At 63.5% G+C, this 13,691-nt stretch carries 18 protein-coding genes and 2 pseudogenes; 11 read left to right on the top strand and 9 right to left on the bottom strand.

The annotated features are described in order from the left end of the window. Nucleotides 1-30 precede the first annotated feature (30 nt). From ACS5RC_RS13440 to ACS5RC_RS13430, 3 genes are all read right to left on the bottom strand, one after another. On the bottom strand, nucleotides 31-255 hold the full coding sequence (locus ACS5RC_RS13440) for a hypothetical protein (protein ID WP_478344381.1): 225 nt from the start codon (nucleotides 253-255) through the stop codon (nucleotides 31-33). 223 nt (nucleotides 256-478) lie between these two features. Continuing rightward, entirely contained in the window at nucleotides 479-1,006 is a 528-nt protein-coding gene (locus ACS5RC_RS13435) for a DUF4142 domain-containing protein (protein WP_478344380.1), read from the bottom strand. Nucleotides 1,007-1,493: 487 nt separating this feature from the next. Further along, nucleotides 1,494-1,718 (bottom strand): hypothetical protein, encoded by a 225-nt coding sequence (locus ACS5RC_RS13430; RefSeq protein WP_478344379.1) that lies wholly within the window; start codon nucleotides 1,716-1,718, stop codon nucleotides 1,494-1,496. A gap of 70 nt (nucleotides 1,719-1,788) precedes the next feature. Here ACS5RC_RS13430 and ACS5RC_RS13425 point away from each other — a divergent pair, with 70 nt between their 5' ends. Next, nucleotides 1,789-2,103, top strand: a complete 315-nt coding sequence (locus ACS5RC_RS13425) for a hypothetical protein (RefSeq protein WP_478344378.1) — start codon at nucleotides 1,789-1,791, stop codon at nucleotides 2,101-2,103. On the opposite strand, the gene ACS5RC_RS13420 is transcribed toward ACS5RC_RS13425, so the two are convergent. Continuing rightward, entirely contained in the window at nucleotides 2,104-2,373 is a 270-nt protein-coding gene (locus ACS5RC_RS13420; protein ID WP_478344761.1) for a hypothetical protein, read from the bottom strand. On the opposite strand from ACS5RC_RS13420, the gene ACS5RC_RS13415 reads away from it, so the two are divergent. The 5 genes from ACS5RC_RS13415 (at nucleotide 2,270) to ACS5RC_RS13395 (ending at nucleotide 5,953) form a co-directional block, all read left to right on the top strand. Then, entirely contained in the window at nucleotides 2,270-3,781 is a 1,512-nt protein-coding gene (locus ACS5RC_RS13415) for a sensor domain-containing diguanylate cyclase (protein ID WP_478344377.1), read from the top strand. The genes ACS5RC_RS13420 and ACS5RC_RS13415 overlap by 104 nt on opposite strands. Before the next feature lie 294 nt (nucleotides 3,782-4,075). Then, nucleotides 4,076-4,273, top strand: a complete 198-nt coding sequence (locus ACS5RC_RS13410; RefSeq protein ID WP_478344376.1) for a hypothetical protein — start codon at nucleotides 4,076-4,078, stop codon at nucleotides 4,271-4,273. Nucleotides 4,274-4,278: 5 nt separating this feature from the next. After that, on the top strand, nucleotides 4,279-4,473 hold the full coding sequence (locus ACS5RC_RS13405; RefSeq protein WP_478344375.1) for a hypothetical protein: 195 nt from the start codon (nucleotides 4,279-4,281) through the stop codon (nucleotides 4,471-4,473). A 7-nt stretch (nucleotides 4,474-4,480) separates the two neighbouring features. After that, entirely contained in the window at nucleotides 4,481-4,702 is a 222-nt protein-coding gene (locus ACS5RC_RS13400) for a hypothetical protein (protein ID WP_478344374.1), read from the top strand. A 468-nt stretch (nucleotides 4,703-5,170) separates the two neighbouring features. Then, the gene (locus tag ACS5RC_RS13395) at nucleotides 5,171-5,953 is read left to right on the top strand and encodes a hypothetical protein (RefSeq protein ID WP_478344373.1); all 783 of its coding nucleotides are present in this window, start codon (nucleotides 5,171-5,173) and stop codon (nucleotides 5,951-5,953) included. Nucleotides 5,954-6,170: 217 nt separating this feature from the next. Here the strand turns inward: ACS5RC_RS13395 and ACS5RC_RS13390 are convergent, their stop codons facing one another. Next, the gene (locus ACS5RC_RS13390) at nucleotides 6,171-6,596 is read right to left on the bottom strand and encodes a hypothetical protein (protein WP_478344372.1); all 426 of its coding nucleotides are present in this window, start codon (nucleotides 6,594-6,596) and stop codon (nucleotides 6,171-6,173) included. A 335-nt stretch (nucleotides 6,597-6,931) separates the two neighbouring features. Here ACS5RC_RS13390 and ACS5RC_RS13385 point away from each other — a divergent pair, with 335 nt between their 5' ends. After that, entirely contained in the window at nucleotides 6,932-7,081 is a 150-nt protein-coding gene (locus ACS5RC_RS13385) for a winged helix-turn-helix domain-containing protein (protein ID WP_478344371.1), read from the top strand. A 448-nt stretch (nucleotides 7,082-7,529) separates the two neighbouring features. On the opposite strand, the gene ACS5RC_RS13380 is transcribed toward ACS5RC_RS13385, so the two are convergent. After that, on the bottom strand, nucleotides 7,530-8,765 hold the full coding sequence (locus tag ACS5RC_RS13380; protein ID WP_478344370.1) for an MFS transporter: 1,236 nt from the start codon (nucleotides 8,763-8,765) through the stop codon (nucleotides 7,530-7,532). A gap of 1,511 nt (nucleotides 8,766-10,276) precedes the next feature. Here ACS5RC_RS13380 and ACS5RC_RS13375 point away from each other — a divergent pair. Further along, nucleotides 10,277-11,002 carry a sigma-70 family RNA polymerase sigma factor gene (locus tag ACS5RC_RS13375; RefSeq protein WP_478344369.1) on the top strand — a complete coding sequence of 242 codons (726 nt, stop codon included), beginning with the start codon at nucleotides 10,277-10,279 and terminating at the stop codon, nucleotides 11,000-11,002. Nucleotides 11,003-11,098: 96 nt separating this feature from the next. Here the strand turns inward: ACS5RC_RS13375 and ACS5RC_RS13370 are convergent, their stop codons facing one another. Continuing rightward, nucleotides 11,099-11,515, bottom strand: coding sequence for a DUF1236 domain-containing protein (locus ACS5RC_RS13370; protein WP_478344368.1), 417 nt, complete (start codon nucleotides 11,513-11,515; stop codon nucleotides 11,099-11,101). A 43-nt stretch (nucleotides 11,516-11,558) separates the two neighbouring features. Beyond that, entirely contained in the window at nucleotides 11,559-11,801 is a 243-nt protein-coding gene (locus ACS5RC_RS13365; protein WP_478344367.1) for a hypothetical protein, read from the bottom strand. Nucleotides 11,802-12,212: 411 nt separating this feature from the next. Here ACS5RC_RS13365 and ACS5RC_RS13360 point away from each other — a divergent pair, with 411 nt between their 5' ends. The 3 genes and pseudogenes from ACS5RC_RS13360 to ACS5RC_RS13350 all read left to right on the top strand — a co-directional run bounded on the left by ACS5RC_RS13360 (nucleotide 12,213) and on the right by ACS5RC_RS13350 (nucleotide 13,427). Continuing rightward, a complete protein-coding gene (locus tag ACS5RC_RS13360; RefSeq protein ID WP_478344736.1) occupies nucleotides 12,213-12,437 on the top strand; it encodes a hypothetical protein in 225 nt (74 codons plus the stop codon). Nucleotides 12,438-12,577: 140 nt separating this feature from the next. Continuing rightward, nucleotides 12,578-13,018: pseudogene (locus ACS5RC_RS13355) on the top strand (hypothetical protein). Between the two features lie 229 nt (nucleotides 13,019-13,247). Then, nucleotides 13,248-13,427: a hypothetical protein gene (locus tag ACS5RC_RS13350; RefSeq protein ID WP_478344366.1), complete on the top strand. Its 180-nt coding sequence runs from the start codon at nucleotides 13,248-13,250 to the stop codon at nucleotides 13,425-13,427. A gap of 148 nt (nucleotides 13,428-13,575) precedes the next feature. On the opposite strand, the pseudogene ACS5RC_RS13345 reads toward ACS5RC_RS13350, so the two are convergent. Then, nucleotides 13,576-13,691, bottom strand: a pseudogene (locus tag ACS5RC_RS13345) (IS5/IS1182 family transposase); the annotation flags it as partial.

Raw genomic sequence — 13,691 nt, 5'->3', positions numbered from 1 at the left:
GGCGGGCTTTTTCGTCCCTGCATTAACGGCTTATCCTGACTTGTCCGCGCTGGTTAGAATGATCAGACCCGCTTGGTCTAGGACAGTGAAAAAGACGGTGGCTGGGTGGCGATCTAGCCCAGCAACATGGCTTACCGCGGCCTGCTTTGCATCGGCCATCGTGTCGAAGATCTCTGGCATTTGGTACATCGCAAGATCGTCCTCCGCACTCTCGGAAGATGTTTCCGCCAGGGTGATCTCTACGGTGTAGGGCATAGGTCGATCCTACGACGACTCTTGCGGAACGATACGCCAACCTGCCTCGCCACAGCGCTATATCGCGAGCGGCGAAGCCTCTCCTCGTAGTGTGACTATCCCGTCCGCCTCGATATGGACAACCTGACCTTGTTCAGCGGCCCGGACGCGCTGCAGCGCGTCCGGGCCTGAACCGGGTCTATGCTTATCCGATGACGGACCTGCTTGCGTAACCCTAATCTCCCTATTTGTTCAGGTCCTGTGCCATCTTCAGATGCTGCTCTAGCGCTGGCTCGGTCTTCCCAGCCCAAGCCTTCAGATCTTGGTTGTCGCCACCCTTCGCATAGCGCTGGAACAGATCGACGGCATCCTTGTGCGCCTTCACTTGGTCGCTGTGGTACTGCTTGTTAAAGTCGTCCCCCTTCAAGCCTTTCAGCTTGTCGATCATGCTCTGATGTGACGAGTCTAGTGCGGTTGGGATCTCAACTTTAGCCTTGCCGTTCTGAACCATGCCTTTGAGTTCGCCGGAGGTCTTTTGGTGATCCGAGATCATTTGCTGTGCGAATTTCTTGGTTGCATCATTCCCGCGCTCGACAGCCATTTGGCTCGATTGCATCTCGAACATGTCGCTGATGGCCACTTCTTTAACGAAATCCGCCGTGTTCGGGCTGGCTCCCACGAGGGAGTTCAAACCCGTCTTCTCAGACACGGACTCAGCGTATGCGGGGCTGCCGAGCAACACGCAGGCAGCGACAAGGTATAGCTTTTTCATGGGACTCTCCTCTGATGCCGCTGGAACGCTTCGGGAGGCGTGCGCGGTTCCCGTCACGTGTCGACGCACTGACCAACGAGAGACTGAGGTTTTCTGCATCAGGAGGGGTAGCGCACCCGCCGCACCTGCGTTGCCGACCATTCCGCATACGACGGCGCCGGGCTGCCCCCACGCGTTGACCGCCGCTGCCTTCTCCGGCAGCGACGCCGCGCCGCTGGCCTCTACCTCCCATAAGATCGGCGCCAAGTCGGAGGTTCGGGCCGTGCTTCGGTGCTGAGCGATAGCTTCCGAATGCCTCGGTCACGGTGACGCCTCTCCGGCCATCCTCGGCCCGGGCTTCGCACACGATCGTGGGGCTGCTCTGCAGAACACTCAGCATGCCACGCCTGACGGGTGGCTGCTGTTCGAGAACCGCCACGGTGGACCATCTCCGATGAGGCAGAACGGTTGTTGAAGCAGCCAAAGTCCCGACTTGGCCTTGAAGGTCTCAACCTGCGCCGTATCCGCCCTTGGCGTTATTGGGCGTCGGGGTTGCCGGCCGGTTGTCGTAGCCACCGCTCTCTGGCCCCTCGTTACCCGTGGGTTCTGGGCTACCCGGCGAGGTTGGGCCGCTGCCACCCACGGTCACGTCCGGCTTTTTGGCTTCACCAAGCGGGCGTCCTGGCGGCACCGTGCCCATGGCTTGCTTCTCAGCGTCGGTGCGGTCGGTCATGATAGCCTCTGCGATGTCCGTCTCTGAAGCGAAGGTCCAGAAGAGCGGAGAGTTCCAAAGCTGAAGGCCCATGCAGGTCACCAGTTCGTCCGATGAGATCGAAGCTGCGGTCGACGAGATCCTCGCCAAGCCCGAGACTGGCCAGCATCCGGTCGGCGGCGGATACCTGCTCGACCTCGCCGCGGCGGTCGAGGCGCACAGGCCGTCAGCCTTGGCCTTTGCTGATCCCGACCGCACCGATAGGTTCAAGCGCAACATGGCCCGCACTGCGATCCTGCTGGCGAGGCCGGTGAAGGGCAAGCTGTCGGCGGACGGTACGACGAACAACGAAGGTTCGCTGACCGACGTAGGGTTGCTGGTAAGAGGACTAAAATCAGCGCAATAGCTAAGGAGCGAACGAGAAATTTCCAGCGATCAAAGCTTCGCGATTGTCCGTAAAAAGCGTGAGCAACTCGATCTCTGGGCGGCCAAACCAGCGATTCGCAGGCAAAACCCTTGGGTTTTGGCGTGCCAGATGCCAGGCAGCGAACCATGCTTGGAAGCGCACACCTATGTCCCCGCCGCATCGACCGCTGAGCGTCTTCAGGTCCAACCGCCTTTGGATCGCATTGGGTGTGTTAGCGCCCATCGGCATGTTGATCGTCTCTACCTTCATGCTGCTCGATCTCAGACGAGACGCTTGGGACAGGAGTGAGCAGACCTCAAAGAATCTGCTGCAGGTCATCGAGCGCGACATCGCCCGCAACTTCGAGATCATCGACCTGTCCTTGCAAGCCGTGGTCGACAACCTGCGCGCGCCTGAGACCGCCCAGGTGACCCCACAAGCGCGCCAGATGATCCTGTTCGACCGCGCCGCGACGGCCAAGGACCTGGGCGTCATGCTTGTGCTCGACGAAAACGGCGACAGCATCTTCGATGCCACGGCTGTGCCAGCCAGGAAGGTCAACAACGCTGATCGGGAATACTTCCAGGCGCACAAGGCGCGGGCTGACCTCGGTCTCTACATCAGCAAGCCTGTGATCTCGCGCTTGCTCGGCGCGCCGATCATCGTGCTGAGCCGCCGCATCAACAAGCCCGACGGCTCCTTCGGCGGCATCGTACTGGGCAGCCTGAAGCTCTCCTACTTCACTCGGCTGTTCGACCAGATCGGCCTAGGCCGCGACGGTGCGATCAACCTGTACCTGCGGGATGGCACCCGCCTCATGCGCTACCCCTATGTCCAGGCGGACGTCGGGGTGAACATCGCCGGCACGCCGAACTTCGACCGGTTCGTGCGCGAGGGGCGGGGCACCTTCGTGGGTATGTCCGTGCGCGACAGGGTCGAGCGCCACTATGCCTTCACCCAGGTCGGGGAGCTGCCGTTGGTCCTCAACGTTGCGGTTGGCACCGCCGAGGTCGAGGCCGAGTGGCGGTTGAAGGCGCTCGGGATTGCCGCGGTGGTGCTGGTGCTGTGCGGACTGACCGTCACCCTGACGCTGTTGTTTGGCCGCGAGCTTCGCCACCGCGCGAAGATGCATGCCGAGATGGCACATCTCTCACGGACGGATGCGCTGACTGGGCTGGCGAACCGGCGCCAGTTCGAGGATGCCTTGGTTCGGCTCGGCGATGACGCGCAACGCTCAGGCAAGCCGCTGTCGTTGCTCGTCGTCGATGCGGACCATTTCAAGCGCTATAACGACCGCTATGGCCACGCCGTCGGCGACGAAGTGCTCAAGGCTCTCGCCCGCTGCCTTACCGCGAGCGTGCACCGACCCGGCGACCTCGTCTGCCGGGTTGGGGGCGAGGAGTTCGTGCTCCTTCTTCCGGATACCGACGGGCCGGGCGCACTGCGGATCGCCGGCATGTTGCACGATCTGATCGCCAAGGTCGCGATTCCCTCGGCTAGCATTAATCCAGGCTGCTTAACTGTCAGCATCGGATTGGCGACGGGCAACGTAGGCCTTCAAAGCCTCTATCGGGAGGCCGATGCAGCGCTCTACGAAGCCAAGGCCAGCGGGCGAAATCAAACGCGTTGCGCCCCAACGAGCATCGACCACGCGAGGCACACCAGGGCTGCTGCCTGACGCACTCTAGCCAGTCCGCGCCTACACCCTTGGCTTGAACGCGATGTGGGCTGGGCCGGCCAAGTCCTAGGCTCTGAGCCCAGTCAGGACATCTGTGGCCCGCTGCTGGGTGTTCGCGGTTGTAGCAGCGGCTTTCGCGGACCGACCCATGCCAGAGGGCTTCCTCGATCCGGCCCACGCTCATTAGAACGCACCACCGCTTGTTCGGCATTTACCCATGTTGCGCACTGGCCAAGTCCGGCAGGTCTCAGATAATCATCTGCCCTGAGGATCAGTGCGGGCTCGAGAACGGCAGTGGCTGACGACAAGATCATCGAACACATGGGCCAACTGATCCGGGCCAGCGAGGCGCGAGCCTCTGCGCAGGTCACGACCCTCCTGATGCTGATGGACACCGGCTACGACACGACCGAGATCGAGGAGGCGGTGTGGCGCGAGATGGAGGCCCTGGCCGTCTTGCGTGCGAAGCAGTGGCAGATCATCAGTCGTTAGACCCGATGCGCTACGCCCCACTCTTCCTTGCCGTCCTCGCCCTGATGTCAGCCGGCTTCCCAGCCTGCGCGCAGGACGTGGGTGAAAATGCACTACGGGATCAAACGCGGGCAACTGAGCGCCAGGCCGAGGCGCTGCGCCGCCTCGACCAGGCTTCGCATGACGAAGCTTGGTGGGCGGCCATCGGCATGATGAAGTAGTGAGGGCGTGAGCGACCTTGCCATCAAGCTCCCGCTCACCCTCCGCTTAGCCGCCAAGAGCTACGCGATCGAAGACAGGGCCGGCCGCGCGGTCGCCTACGTGTACTTCGAGAACAGCGAGCAGCGCCGGGACGCGGTGAGGCGGTTCAGGAAGGCCGAGGCGCTGGCCATCGCCAAGGAGATCGCGCGGGCGCTGACGGCGGCGGCTGAAGGCCACAGCGCAACCTAGAGCCATCAAAAGTTAGGCCGGGCGCTTGTGGAAGCGCTCGCGAAGTGGCGAGCGGGTTACGATGCGCCGACCTACCGCGAACGACCTGCTGTTCTAGCTCGACTGGGTTTTGTGATTTTACAGTTGGTGGCCGGGGAGGAGTGGCGGCAAGACACAAGCTAAACGTATGGCGGAGGTCCTAAAACACGAAAGGCCGCCCAAGCAAGGCGGCCTTATAGAGGCGGCGAGCACGGCGCGAAACGGTGATCATTCCCGAGTTTTTGGTCCGTCGGTCGAAAGGGCCTAGACGCGAGCGGAGCCCTCGTGTTGCACTACCCGAAAAGTCAATCGTTGATGTAAGGTAATAGGCCCCCGCGAAGTGCCAGCTTCGCAGGGGCAGAAGAGCAACGGTCGGACCCGTCGTGCAGCAAGAGCTACACGAAACGCGTTTGCTCGTCCACGCAAATGGGCTGGTACGAGGTAAGGCTCTTGTCCGAGAAAGAAATCGCTTTTTATAGTTTAATCGGAACATATCTTGGCGTTTTAGCTACGGTTGCCCAGCTCGTAGTATCTGCTTATCAAAATAAACCACAGATTAATGTAGAAAACAATGCCGTAGGAGTTGGCTCGAACAGAAGTCAGAAAAAAATGAGACCGCCGATTAAGGTGTTTGCATGGGCTTTCTTGGCTACCAGCCTGCTTTATTGGCCTCCAATTTTTATAGTCACATTTGGGCTTGCTGCTGGGCCACAGGGGCCAATAGGCATTCAAGGCCAAAAAGGTGAGCCTGGCACATTCCCGCCGGAAACACTTCGGATAATCAGCGACCTGAAGGCCAATGTTGCTAATCTGCAAAGACGTGTTGAAATTCCGATCCAGGTTTTGAAGCTCGATAGATGTATAGCCGAAATCAAACAGGCATCCGATCAATTTGAGAATCAAGCAAAGGCGTATTTAGGGATACTTACTCACCAAAATGCGAGTAGTTTTTCATTGATCAATCGAATGGGATTTACTCCAGAAGGATCAATCGAAAATACTAAAATCATTTTGAGGAAGTGTATTGGCAATGATAATGGACTTGTAGCGCAGCAGATTTCGGATTCCTTGATGGAAACGCCTGCACCTAATGAGCCTACGGGTAATTATGATGAAACCCGGAAATACAGAAGAGCATACTATGGAGTTGCGAACGCACGTCAATTTATAAGCAATTCTATTAACGTCGTGTCTGGGAAGAAGGCCGAGTATGAGCAAAAAATTTTGGATTAGCAGGCAGCGTGCGGGTAGAGCACTATTTCCTAATTGAGCGCCAGCCGTACCAAGCTGCTGCCACTCCCCGTCGACTTACTTGCCTCCACTGAATGACCGCTCCAAACAGAAATCCCGCCGCGGCTAGGCCAGGCGGGTTAAGCCAGGGATGTGGGATCTGCGGAACCTAAGGACCCGTCCATCGCCCAAGCACGCACCCAGTCGTGTCCGGCGCCGATCAGAATGCCGCTCGTCTCAGCATCTCATTGCGCTCCTGTGAGGTCCGATCCCGCTCTGCGTTGTTGGCGCTGATCGCTTGGCCGAGGGCGCTGCGGACCTGGGCTTCCGTCAGGGTCGAGCCGCGGAGGTCGATCGCGTAGCTCGGCGCATAGGTGCTGCCGGCCGAATTGCTGTTGGCCGCTGGGACCGGTCCCACGGGCGCGCGCCGGCCGTTTGGCATGGCCACGAAGCCGCCGCCGGCATAGCCTGGCATCCTTGATCGCAGCGCGTACAGCGTGCCGAGGCCGAGGCGCCGGGTTGAGGCAGCATCGAACACGTACTCGCCCGCATGGACGATACCGGCCGGCTGCAGGCGTCCGTAAGTACTCGAGCGTGTCTCCATGCCACACCTGCCGAGTTTGAGGCCCGTTGAGCGGAAGCGCACGTCTGCTCTCCCACAAGTTGTTCCACGAAGCGGCCCGGCTGCTTCTAACCAGCTTGCGTCACGTCGGATTGCTAGAGCGCACAGGACCGGACATTCAGCTTCGCGCCCATCTCGGTCATTCATCGGATTAGGATGTCCTCCTAGAAGCGGACATGGTCGCAGCTCAGCTCACCCGTCACGGTCGATGCCTCCCGTGCTGTGAAGCCCTATGGCGGGAAGGCCGGGGCTGACTTCGCCGCGACGAACCTAAGCCTCAATGTGCAGGCTGACGCTGGCGCGGGACACCCGGCTGAGGGTGATGCGCGCGCTGGTGCGGAGCTAACCCCCAGTGTCTCGTGGCCGGACGCATCGCCAAGGAGGTGGACGGTACGCCCTCCACGATGTCGTTCCACCTCGCGCTTTTGGAGCAGGCGGGCCTAGCCCAGTCGCGGCGTCAGGCGAACTCGTTATCTACACGGCGGTGCCCGCGGCGCTCGGCTGGCTGATGAGGTACCTCCTCGACAGATGCTGCCGCGGCCGCCCGAGTTGTGTGCGGACGTCGTCAGGGCGGACATGGTCGGCGAGCCGGCCATCGCACCAGCCACGTGCTGCGATCCGACGCGTCCGAAAGGGAAGGGCTTGGGGGACGAGCGCCGACCCCGTGGATGCGTCCACCACCTCGCCGTGTTCGTCGCCTAGGCTGGGCCCCATCCGGCATCGTCGGGTCGCGCTCGCGGCGGCAGGCACGAACCCCAAGTTCAACACGATGTTGTTCGTCTTGGCCGTACTGGCGGTCCTGCTCGCACGGGCCGCCGTGAAGCTCGTCCTCCTGCCGCTTCGCATGCGCGCGCGACCTCCGGAACCTTGGGTCCGTCATCCGAGCACACGATATCCTTGGTGAGCATCAGGCCCCAAGATGCCCGCGCCCGAAGTCAGCCAATTCGTGTGTCCTGGTCAGGCGGGCTGCAGGCTGGCGGCCAGACGCTCTCGCCTGCGGGTGCGGCGACCAGGCTCGGAGGTCGCGTCGAGCCAGATGACCAGGGCCAGCGCGATCAACGCGGGCGCCCCGAGAGCCAGGAACGAACCGGTCCAGCCTAAAAGCGATTGCGCAAGTCCGCCGTACCAAGCCGAGAGCGCGCCGCCGATGCCCTGCACGGCGTTCACGGTGCCGAGCGCGGTTTGGGTCCGGCCCGAGCCCCAGGTCAGGTCCGCCACTACGACTGGCACGGCCACGCCGACGATGCCCGAGGCCACCCCGTCGAAGATCTCGGCTGAGATCAGCCATATCGGGTCGTCGATGAAGGCGGACAGGGCCGCGCGTACGGGCAGCACCGCCAAGGCGACCAGCAGGAGCTTGCGGCGCCCGCGCTTGTCGGCGAGCGAGCCAGCGAAGAGGGCCACCGGGATCATGACCAACTGCGCGACCATGACGTAGCGGGCGGTCCAGGCGGTGGCGTCGGAACCGGCCGCCACGAGTTTCTGTCCAAGCAGGGTCAGCATGCCGCCGTTGCCGAGGTTGAACAGCGCGAGCGCCACCGCCAGCACCATCAGCTTGCGGTTCGAGAGCACGCTGCGGGTAGTCGCCCGTTCCGACTTGTCGTCCGGATCGTCCTCCTTCCAGCCGACCGCGCGGCGCCCGTTGTAGCAGTGACCGGGCGTGGTCAAGGCCGCGACGATCGCCAGCACCGCCATGGCGCCTAGCACCCAGAAGGCCACGGCCGGACCGAGCCAGCCAGTGCCGAAGCTGATGAGGCCCGCCGCGACGAGGATGCCAAGGTGGTTGTATGCCTGATTGCGGCCCTGCTGCTTCGGGAAGCGGTCCTTGCCGACGATGCCGAGGGTGAGCTCGGTGATAGCCGGTAACATCAGCACGCCTCCGGCCGCCGCCACCATCTGGGCGGCGAACACGGCCGGGAAGGACTTGGCCGGCATGATCAGCAGCGTGCCGGCCAGGATGGCGGCGCAGGCGGCGGCGATCAGGACACGGGGGCGCCCGATCCGGTCGACAAGGGCACCGGCTGGCCCGCTGAGGCACAGGGCGCCGACGCCGACCAGCGTCGTGACGAACCCGACCCGCGCCGGTGACCATCCTCCCGTCTCGGCAAGCCAGGTTCCCAGGAAGGGACCGAGGCCGCCCTGGATGTCACCGGTGAAGACGTTGATGAGTGCAAGGTGCGTGGTGGCGAGCATGGTCCACGGCCGATCTGTCGCGACACCGCGGAAGAACGGTAGCGCGGCCCGCGCTTGATGCGCGAAGACAAGTCACGAGAGACGCCAGAACAACCTAAACCGTTCCGCATCGGGCGCGCTGCACATGATTGCAGGTAGCCGGCCGGAGGGTCTGGGCCGGAGCAAGGTTAGCGGTTGCCCAAAAACCAGGGGACGTACTTTCAGGGAACGGTTTTTGAGGCGACGACGTTCTTGAGGCCATCATCGAAACGGAGGTAGAGCTTGAAGACAATCGCTTTGACCCTTGCCGCCGGTGCCGCTCTCGTGGGCGCCGCCTCGACTGCTCAGGCGCATGAGTGGGGTGGCGGTTATGGCTATGGACCGGGCTACGGCCATTCACGCGTCATTGTCCGAGAAGGTTATCGCGACGGGTACCGGGGCATAGGCTTCCGGCATCGCGATTGGGACCGTCCAGGCGTCCGCGTGATCGAGCGTCGCGGCTACGGTTACCACCGTCACCATGATTGGGACGACTGAGCCGCGCTGGTCAGAATAGATTCGGGGGCGTCCGGTAGGGCGCCCCTTCTTCTTTTAAGTTTCCGGAAGCCGCCTTAAGGTAGCGCGGTGGCCTTCTGCAAATAGCGCCTTCGGCCGGGCTGCGGCGATGAAACGAACCGGGGCGGTACCGATTAGTGTTCTCGAAACCTTAGGCGCATCAACGGGAACAGGGTCGGCGAAATCGCCTCGGCCCGACGGGGTAGTCATGCGACAGTGCCGTCTCCGGCATCCGCGCCTTGCCTCCGCCACGCAGGACCCTTGCCTGCACGGGGTGGGGCATGGCCTTGAGGACGCCTATTCCGAATTGCTGGGGGACAACCTCCCCGAGGAGTGGAAGCGCCTCGCCGTCCAGGTCGGAGAGCGTGTCGACGCCGTCCGCGGGCGCGAGCCCCCCCGGGCGGGCCGCAGGGGCGCGCGTCGGGTCAGTGACGCTTGATGATGACCGTCTTGGCCGCGGCGGGCGTGGCGCCCACGGCGGCGGCGAGGGCCAGGGCGGGAATAAGGGTGCTCAGCGACTTCAGCATGGACTAACTCCTGGTTGAATCGCCTCCCGAACGCCAAGGGGAAAGCTTGGTTCTGCAGCGAACTACCGACCCCGCGGAATTCCAGTGCTGCTGCAACGTGAGCCGAAGCAGGGCTTCGACCGGGGGACGACCTTAACTTGAAGGCGGCTCAGTTTTTCCCCAGCACAGGCTGCGCTATCGCCGGCAACGGTTAGCGAAACACTGCCGGGTGCCCGGGGCCCTATTCGGAACCGGGGATTGAAGGCAGAGCGAGGGAGACGGCGAACTGGCACGCGACCTTGGGAGGGTTCCGGACCGCTCCTACTGCCCGATGTGGCCGAACTGCCGAGCTCCCTCGACAATTCGCTGAAGGTTTCGTTAGATCGCGTCCAGCATGCACCTGCCAGAAGCCCCCGCTCTCTTTGCCGGACTGTCCCGGATTGGGCCGGTGCCGTTGGCTAGGGAGCACACATGGCTGCAGACGACCCACTGACGTTGTCGGCCCACTACGCGGCCTCCACGCGAGATCCGGGGGCCGGCCCAGGGACCCGAGGCGAGATCCCGGAGCCGGTTCGCCGGCACCTCGGCTCGCAACTGCGCGCCTTCTACGCCTCTGTCCTAACGGAGGGGCAGCCGCCTGCGCTGCTCGACCTGATCGCCCGCCTCACCGATGCCTTGGGCGCCTCGAACGCGGCCGCCGCGGAAGCGTTTCGGGCCGACCTCCTGGGCGCCCTCCCAGGCCTGCGCGCCTTCGCCCTGTCGCTGACTGTCAACCAAGCCGCTGCCGACGATCTCGTCCAGGAAACCCTGTTGAAGGCGTGGAAGCACCAGGAGCGGTTCCAGCTCGGCACGAATCTGCAGGCCTGGCTCTGCACCATACTGCGCAACCAGTTCTACAGCGAGCTCCGCAAGCGCAAGCGCGAGGTGGAAGACGCGGACGGGACCGTGGCAGGGCAGATGGTGGCACCGGCCGCACAGGAGGCAGCCAGCGATCTGCACCGGGTGCGGCAACACCTGGCGAAACTGCCCATCAGCATGCGCGAGGCCTTGCTGCTCGTGGGTGCGCAGGGACTGACCTATGAGGACGCCGCCGAGCTTCTCGGCTGCCAGGTCGGAACCGTGAAGAGCCGGGTCAGCCGCGCGCGCAACCTCCTGGCGAACTCGCTCGGCCTAGACAGCCGACACGCGGTCGTCTGATCCGAACGGTTCACCCCTCAACGGAAGAGCCCGCTGCGGCTTGGCACCGGGCGGGCTCTCCACGGTCGTGTCGGCGCCCCTCAAGCGCCCGTCACCTCAGTCGATAACCTCGACGATGCGGTGGCTGCGGTCGACCAGCACCGGCTGATCGTTCACCACCGTATACCGGTAGCCCGGCTTCACGCGGTACTGGTCCGGCACGTCGTAGTAGGTCACGCCCGACGCCGGCAGCGTGGTGCCGACGGCGATACGACCGTCGTAGTCGTAGGAGCGCACGTTGCGCTCGCGGACGTAGCTGCGGAAGCGCGGACGGTCGTCCACGCCCAGGATACCGCCGACCGTGCCCGTGGCCGCACCGACCGCACCACCGACGATGCCGCCGACCGGACCAGCAGCCGCGGCACCCGCCTCGGCGCCCTCGGCCGCGCCGCGCACGGTGCCCTGCGCTTGGGCTGCCACGGGCAGGGCGAGCATGCCGGCCGTGGCCAGCGCAAGAAGTAGCTTGTTCGTCATGTGTGGTTCTCCTGATGCGTCAAAGGGATGAGGCTGCGGGGCGTCAGCAGCCTTCCTTGTGAACAGTCTTGGAGTTACCCATGCCGTCCTCCTTATGGACGGTCTTGGAGCCGCAATCGACACTGCCGGTGGTCACCTCGCGGTGCTCGACCACGCCCTCGCGGCGCTCGACAGACACGCTCGGGGCGCTGTCGCGGCGGACGACGGTGGTCTCTTCGGCGGAGGCCGGGGCGGCCAGGCCGACCAGGGCGGCGGCTACGAAGCCAAGGGTGATGGTCTTGCGCATGTGGATCTCCGTTGCTGCCTGCTACTTGCAGGCGAATTCGCGCTAGCAACACCGAGCCTCGGCTAGCGGTTCCGCCCAAATTTTCGGCAGTAGATGTTGGTCGTCCGCGTCTTCGTGAATGCTGGCTGAACACGGATAAAAGCTTGCAAAGCGTGACTTGAGGTGTTTGCGGGGCGCCCGTTGCCGTGCGCCTCCTCTGCGTGGTGCTTGAGGGCACAAGCATGCCGCGCACGCCTGTGAGCCTGGATTGCGAAGTCAGCGCGTCGGTCGACTGATGGGGTCCAGGCTTCGCGCCTCGACGCAGGCGCCGGGCAGATCCCTTTCGCCGAGCGCGCTGGATCGGATTTCCACGCCCAGTCGTTAACGGCCTTTCGCGGGTCCGCCGGCGCGGTCGGAAGGACGGATGCCATGATGCCCCAGAAGCACTTCCGGGTGACGTTGCAGACTCGTGATGGTCGGCGTGTGCTAAGCGCTTCAGCGGAGCGCGAGGCCGCTCTCATGGCCGAGTCGGTGATGCGCCGCTACGAGGGCGAGACCCTCACGGTCGGCTTCAGCATCGAAAGTGCGGACCGAGAGGCGAGCCGTCGCATCGCCTTCTACCTGACCGACCTGGCCCTTGAGTTGGATCTCGCCTGAGCCGCGTTCGCGCCGGCACGGGCGATGACCGGATTGGAACCGTGGCAGCGACCTCGGCATTCCGACCGCTCTCACTGTTCGCGGAGTGGAACGCGTCGCCCGAGTGGGCAACCGGCCGAAGCTGAGGTTAGCGCATGACGATATCCCGACTGGCAGTGCCGATCCTGTTCGCAGCTTGCTTGGCCGCTCCGGCCCACGCCGCGCCCGACGCTCAGTAGATGCTCCTGCACGGAAATTACTGCGGTCCGGGCAACAACGCGCCGCTGGCACCCACCGACGCTCTGGATGCCGCTTGCGCGCGCCACGATGCCTGTGCCCCAGACGGCGCTTTGCCGTCGAAGGCCTGCAACCTTCGCCTACAAGCGGATGCGGAACGGGTGGCTCAGGACCCGCGCCAGCCTGCCGATCTGCGGAGCATGGCAGGTCTGGTCGCTTCGGGCGCGGCGATGATGCCCTTCGAACCGGCATCGCACTCACGTGCCCCATCATCTGTGCGCCCAATGGAGGCCGCGCCGCCCGCCGAGCCTTCCGTGCGGGACGATGAGAAGGCCACCGACGACGGCGACGCCGGGATAGAGTAGGCGATGCCAAGACTTCTCGCGCACGCGACCGGCCTGGCATCCCAGGACGCAGACACCGACTAAGGGGGCCGATCTTTTCGAATACGGCCTCGCCGCATGCAACGCTTTGCCATCGTCGCGGCTTTCGTCCCGGTTTCTTCGAACGGATCAGGAGCACACTAGGCCGATACGCCTTGCGACATCCGTCGTACTTCTCGCGGGTGTCACGAGCGCCGCCCTCGCGGCGCCGATGTCGGCCGACAAGGAGCTCCTACAGCAGCAGTGCATGGGGGACTTCACCACCTTCTGCGGGGACATGCCGCCCGATGAAGGCCCCGAGACGCAGGCCTGTTTCGAGAAGAACATGTCGAAGCTTTCGCCTGGTTGCCAGGGTGCCATCAAGAGCTACAAGCAAGGCAAGAAGGGCTGAACGCCGGCATCGTCGTGGCGAAAGGCCTAGAACGGCTGCAGCGATAGTACCGCAGCAGCCAAACCGCCAATGCGAGGCAAGGCACCACAGTCTGCCGCGTTCTGAGCGCCCCATGGCGATCGTTGGCAGGCTCGTAGATTTAGAGCGCCTAACAAAACCATCGTTCGATGAAGCGCCAAACGATAAGGGCGGCCGCCAGCGTGGAGAAAGCGAGATGGATGTCGGCCCGTCGCTCGTAGCGTATGGCGAGGCGACGGAACTGGG

This window comes from Methylobacterium sp. HJ2 (assembly GCF_056431005.1).
The sequence above is the reverse complement of the archived record's forward strand: the minus strand, read 5'-3'. Positions and strand labels throughout refer to the sequence as shown.

Coding starts and splice junctions, on each gene's coding strand:
- ACS5RC_RS13440 (WP_478344381.1), bottom strand. CDS start 255: ATGCCCTACACCGTAGAGATCACCCTGGCGGAAACATCTTCCGAGAGT.
- ACS5RC_RS13435 (WP_478344380.1), bottom strand. CDS start 1,006: ATGAAAAAGCTATACCTTGTCGCTGCCTGCGTGTTGCTCGGCAGCCCC.
- ACS5RC_RS13430 (WP_478344379.1), bottom strand. CDS start 1,718: ATGACCGACCGCACCGACGCTGAGAAGCAAGCCATGGGCACGGTGCCG.
- ACS5RC_RS13425 (WP_478344378.1), top strand. CDS start 1,789: ATGCAGGTCACCAGTTCGTCCGATGAGATCGAAGCTGCGGTCGACGAG.
- ACS5RC_RS13415 (WP_478344377.1), top strand. CDS start 2,270: ATGTCCCCGCCGCATCGACCGCTGAGCGTCTTCAGGTCCAACCGCCTT.
- ACS5RC_RS13420 (WP_478344761.1), bottom strand. CDS start 2,373: ATGAAGGTAGAGACGATCAACATGCCGATGGGCGCTAACACACCCAAT.
- ACS5RC_RS13405 (WP_478344375.1), top strand. CDS start 4,279: ATGCGCTACGCCCCACTCTTCCTTGCCGTCCTCGCCCTGATGTCAGCC.
- ACS5RC_RS13380 (WP_478344370.1), bottom strand. CDS start 8,765: ATGCTCGCCACCACGCACCTTGCACTCATCAACGTCTTCACCGGTGAC.
- ACS5RC_RS13375 (WP_478344369.1), top strand. CDS start 10,277: ATGGCTGCAGACGACCCACTGACGTTGTCGGCCCACTACGCGGCCTCC.
- ACS5RC_RS13370 (WP_478344368.1), bottom strand. CDS start 11,515: ATGACGAACAAGCTACTTCTTGCGCTGGCCACGGCCGGCATGCTCGCC.
- ACS5RC_RS13365 (WP_478344367.1), bottom strand. CDS start 11,801: ATGCGCAAGACCATCACCCTTGGCTTCGTAGCCGCCGCCCTGGTCGGC.
- ACS5RC_RS13360 (WP_478344736.1), top strand. CDS start 12,213: ATGCCCCAGAAGCACTTCCGGGTGACGTTGCAGACTCGTGATGGTCGG.
- ACS5RC_RS13350 (WP_478344366.1), top strand. CDS start 13,248: ATGTCGGCCGACAAGGAGCTCCTACAGCAGCAGTGCATGGGGGACTTC.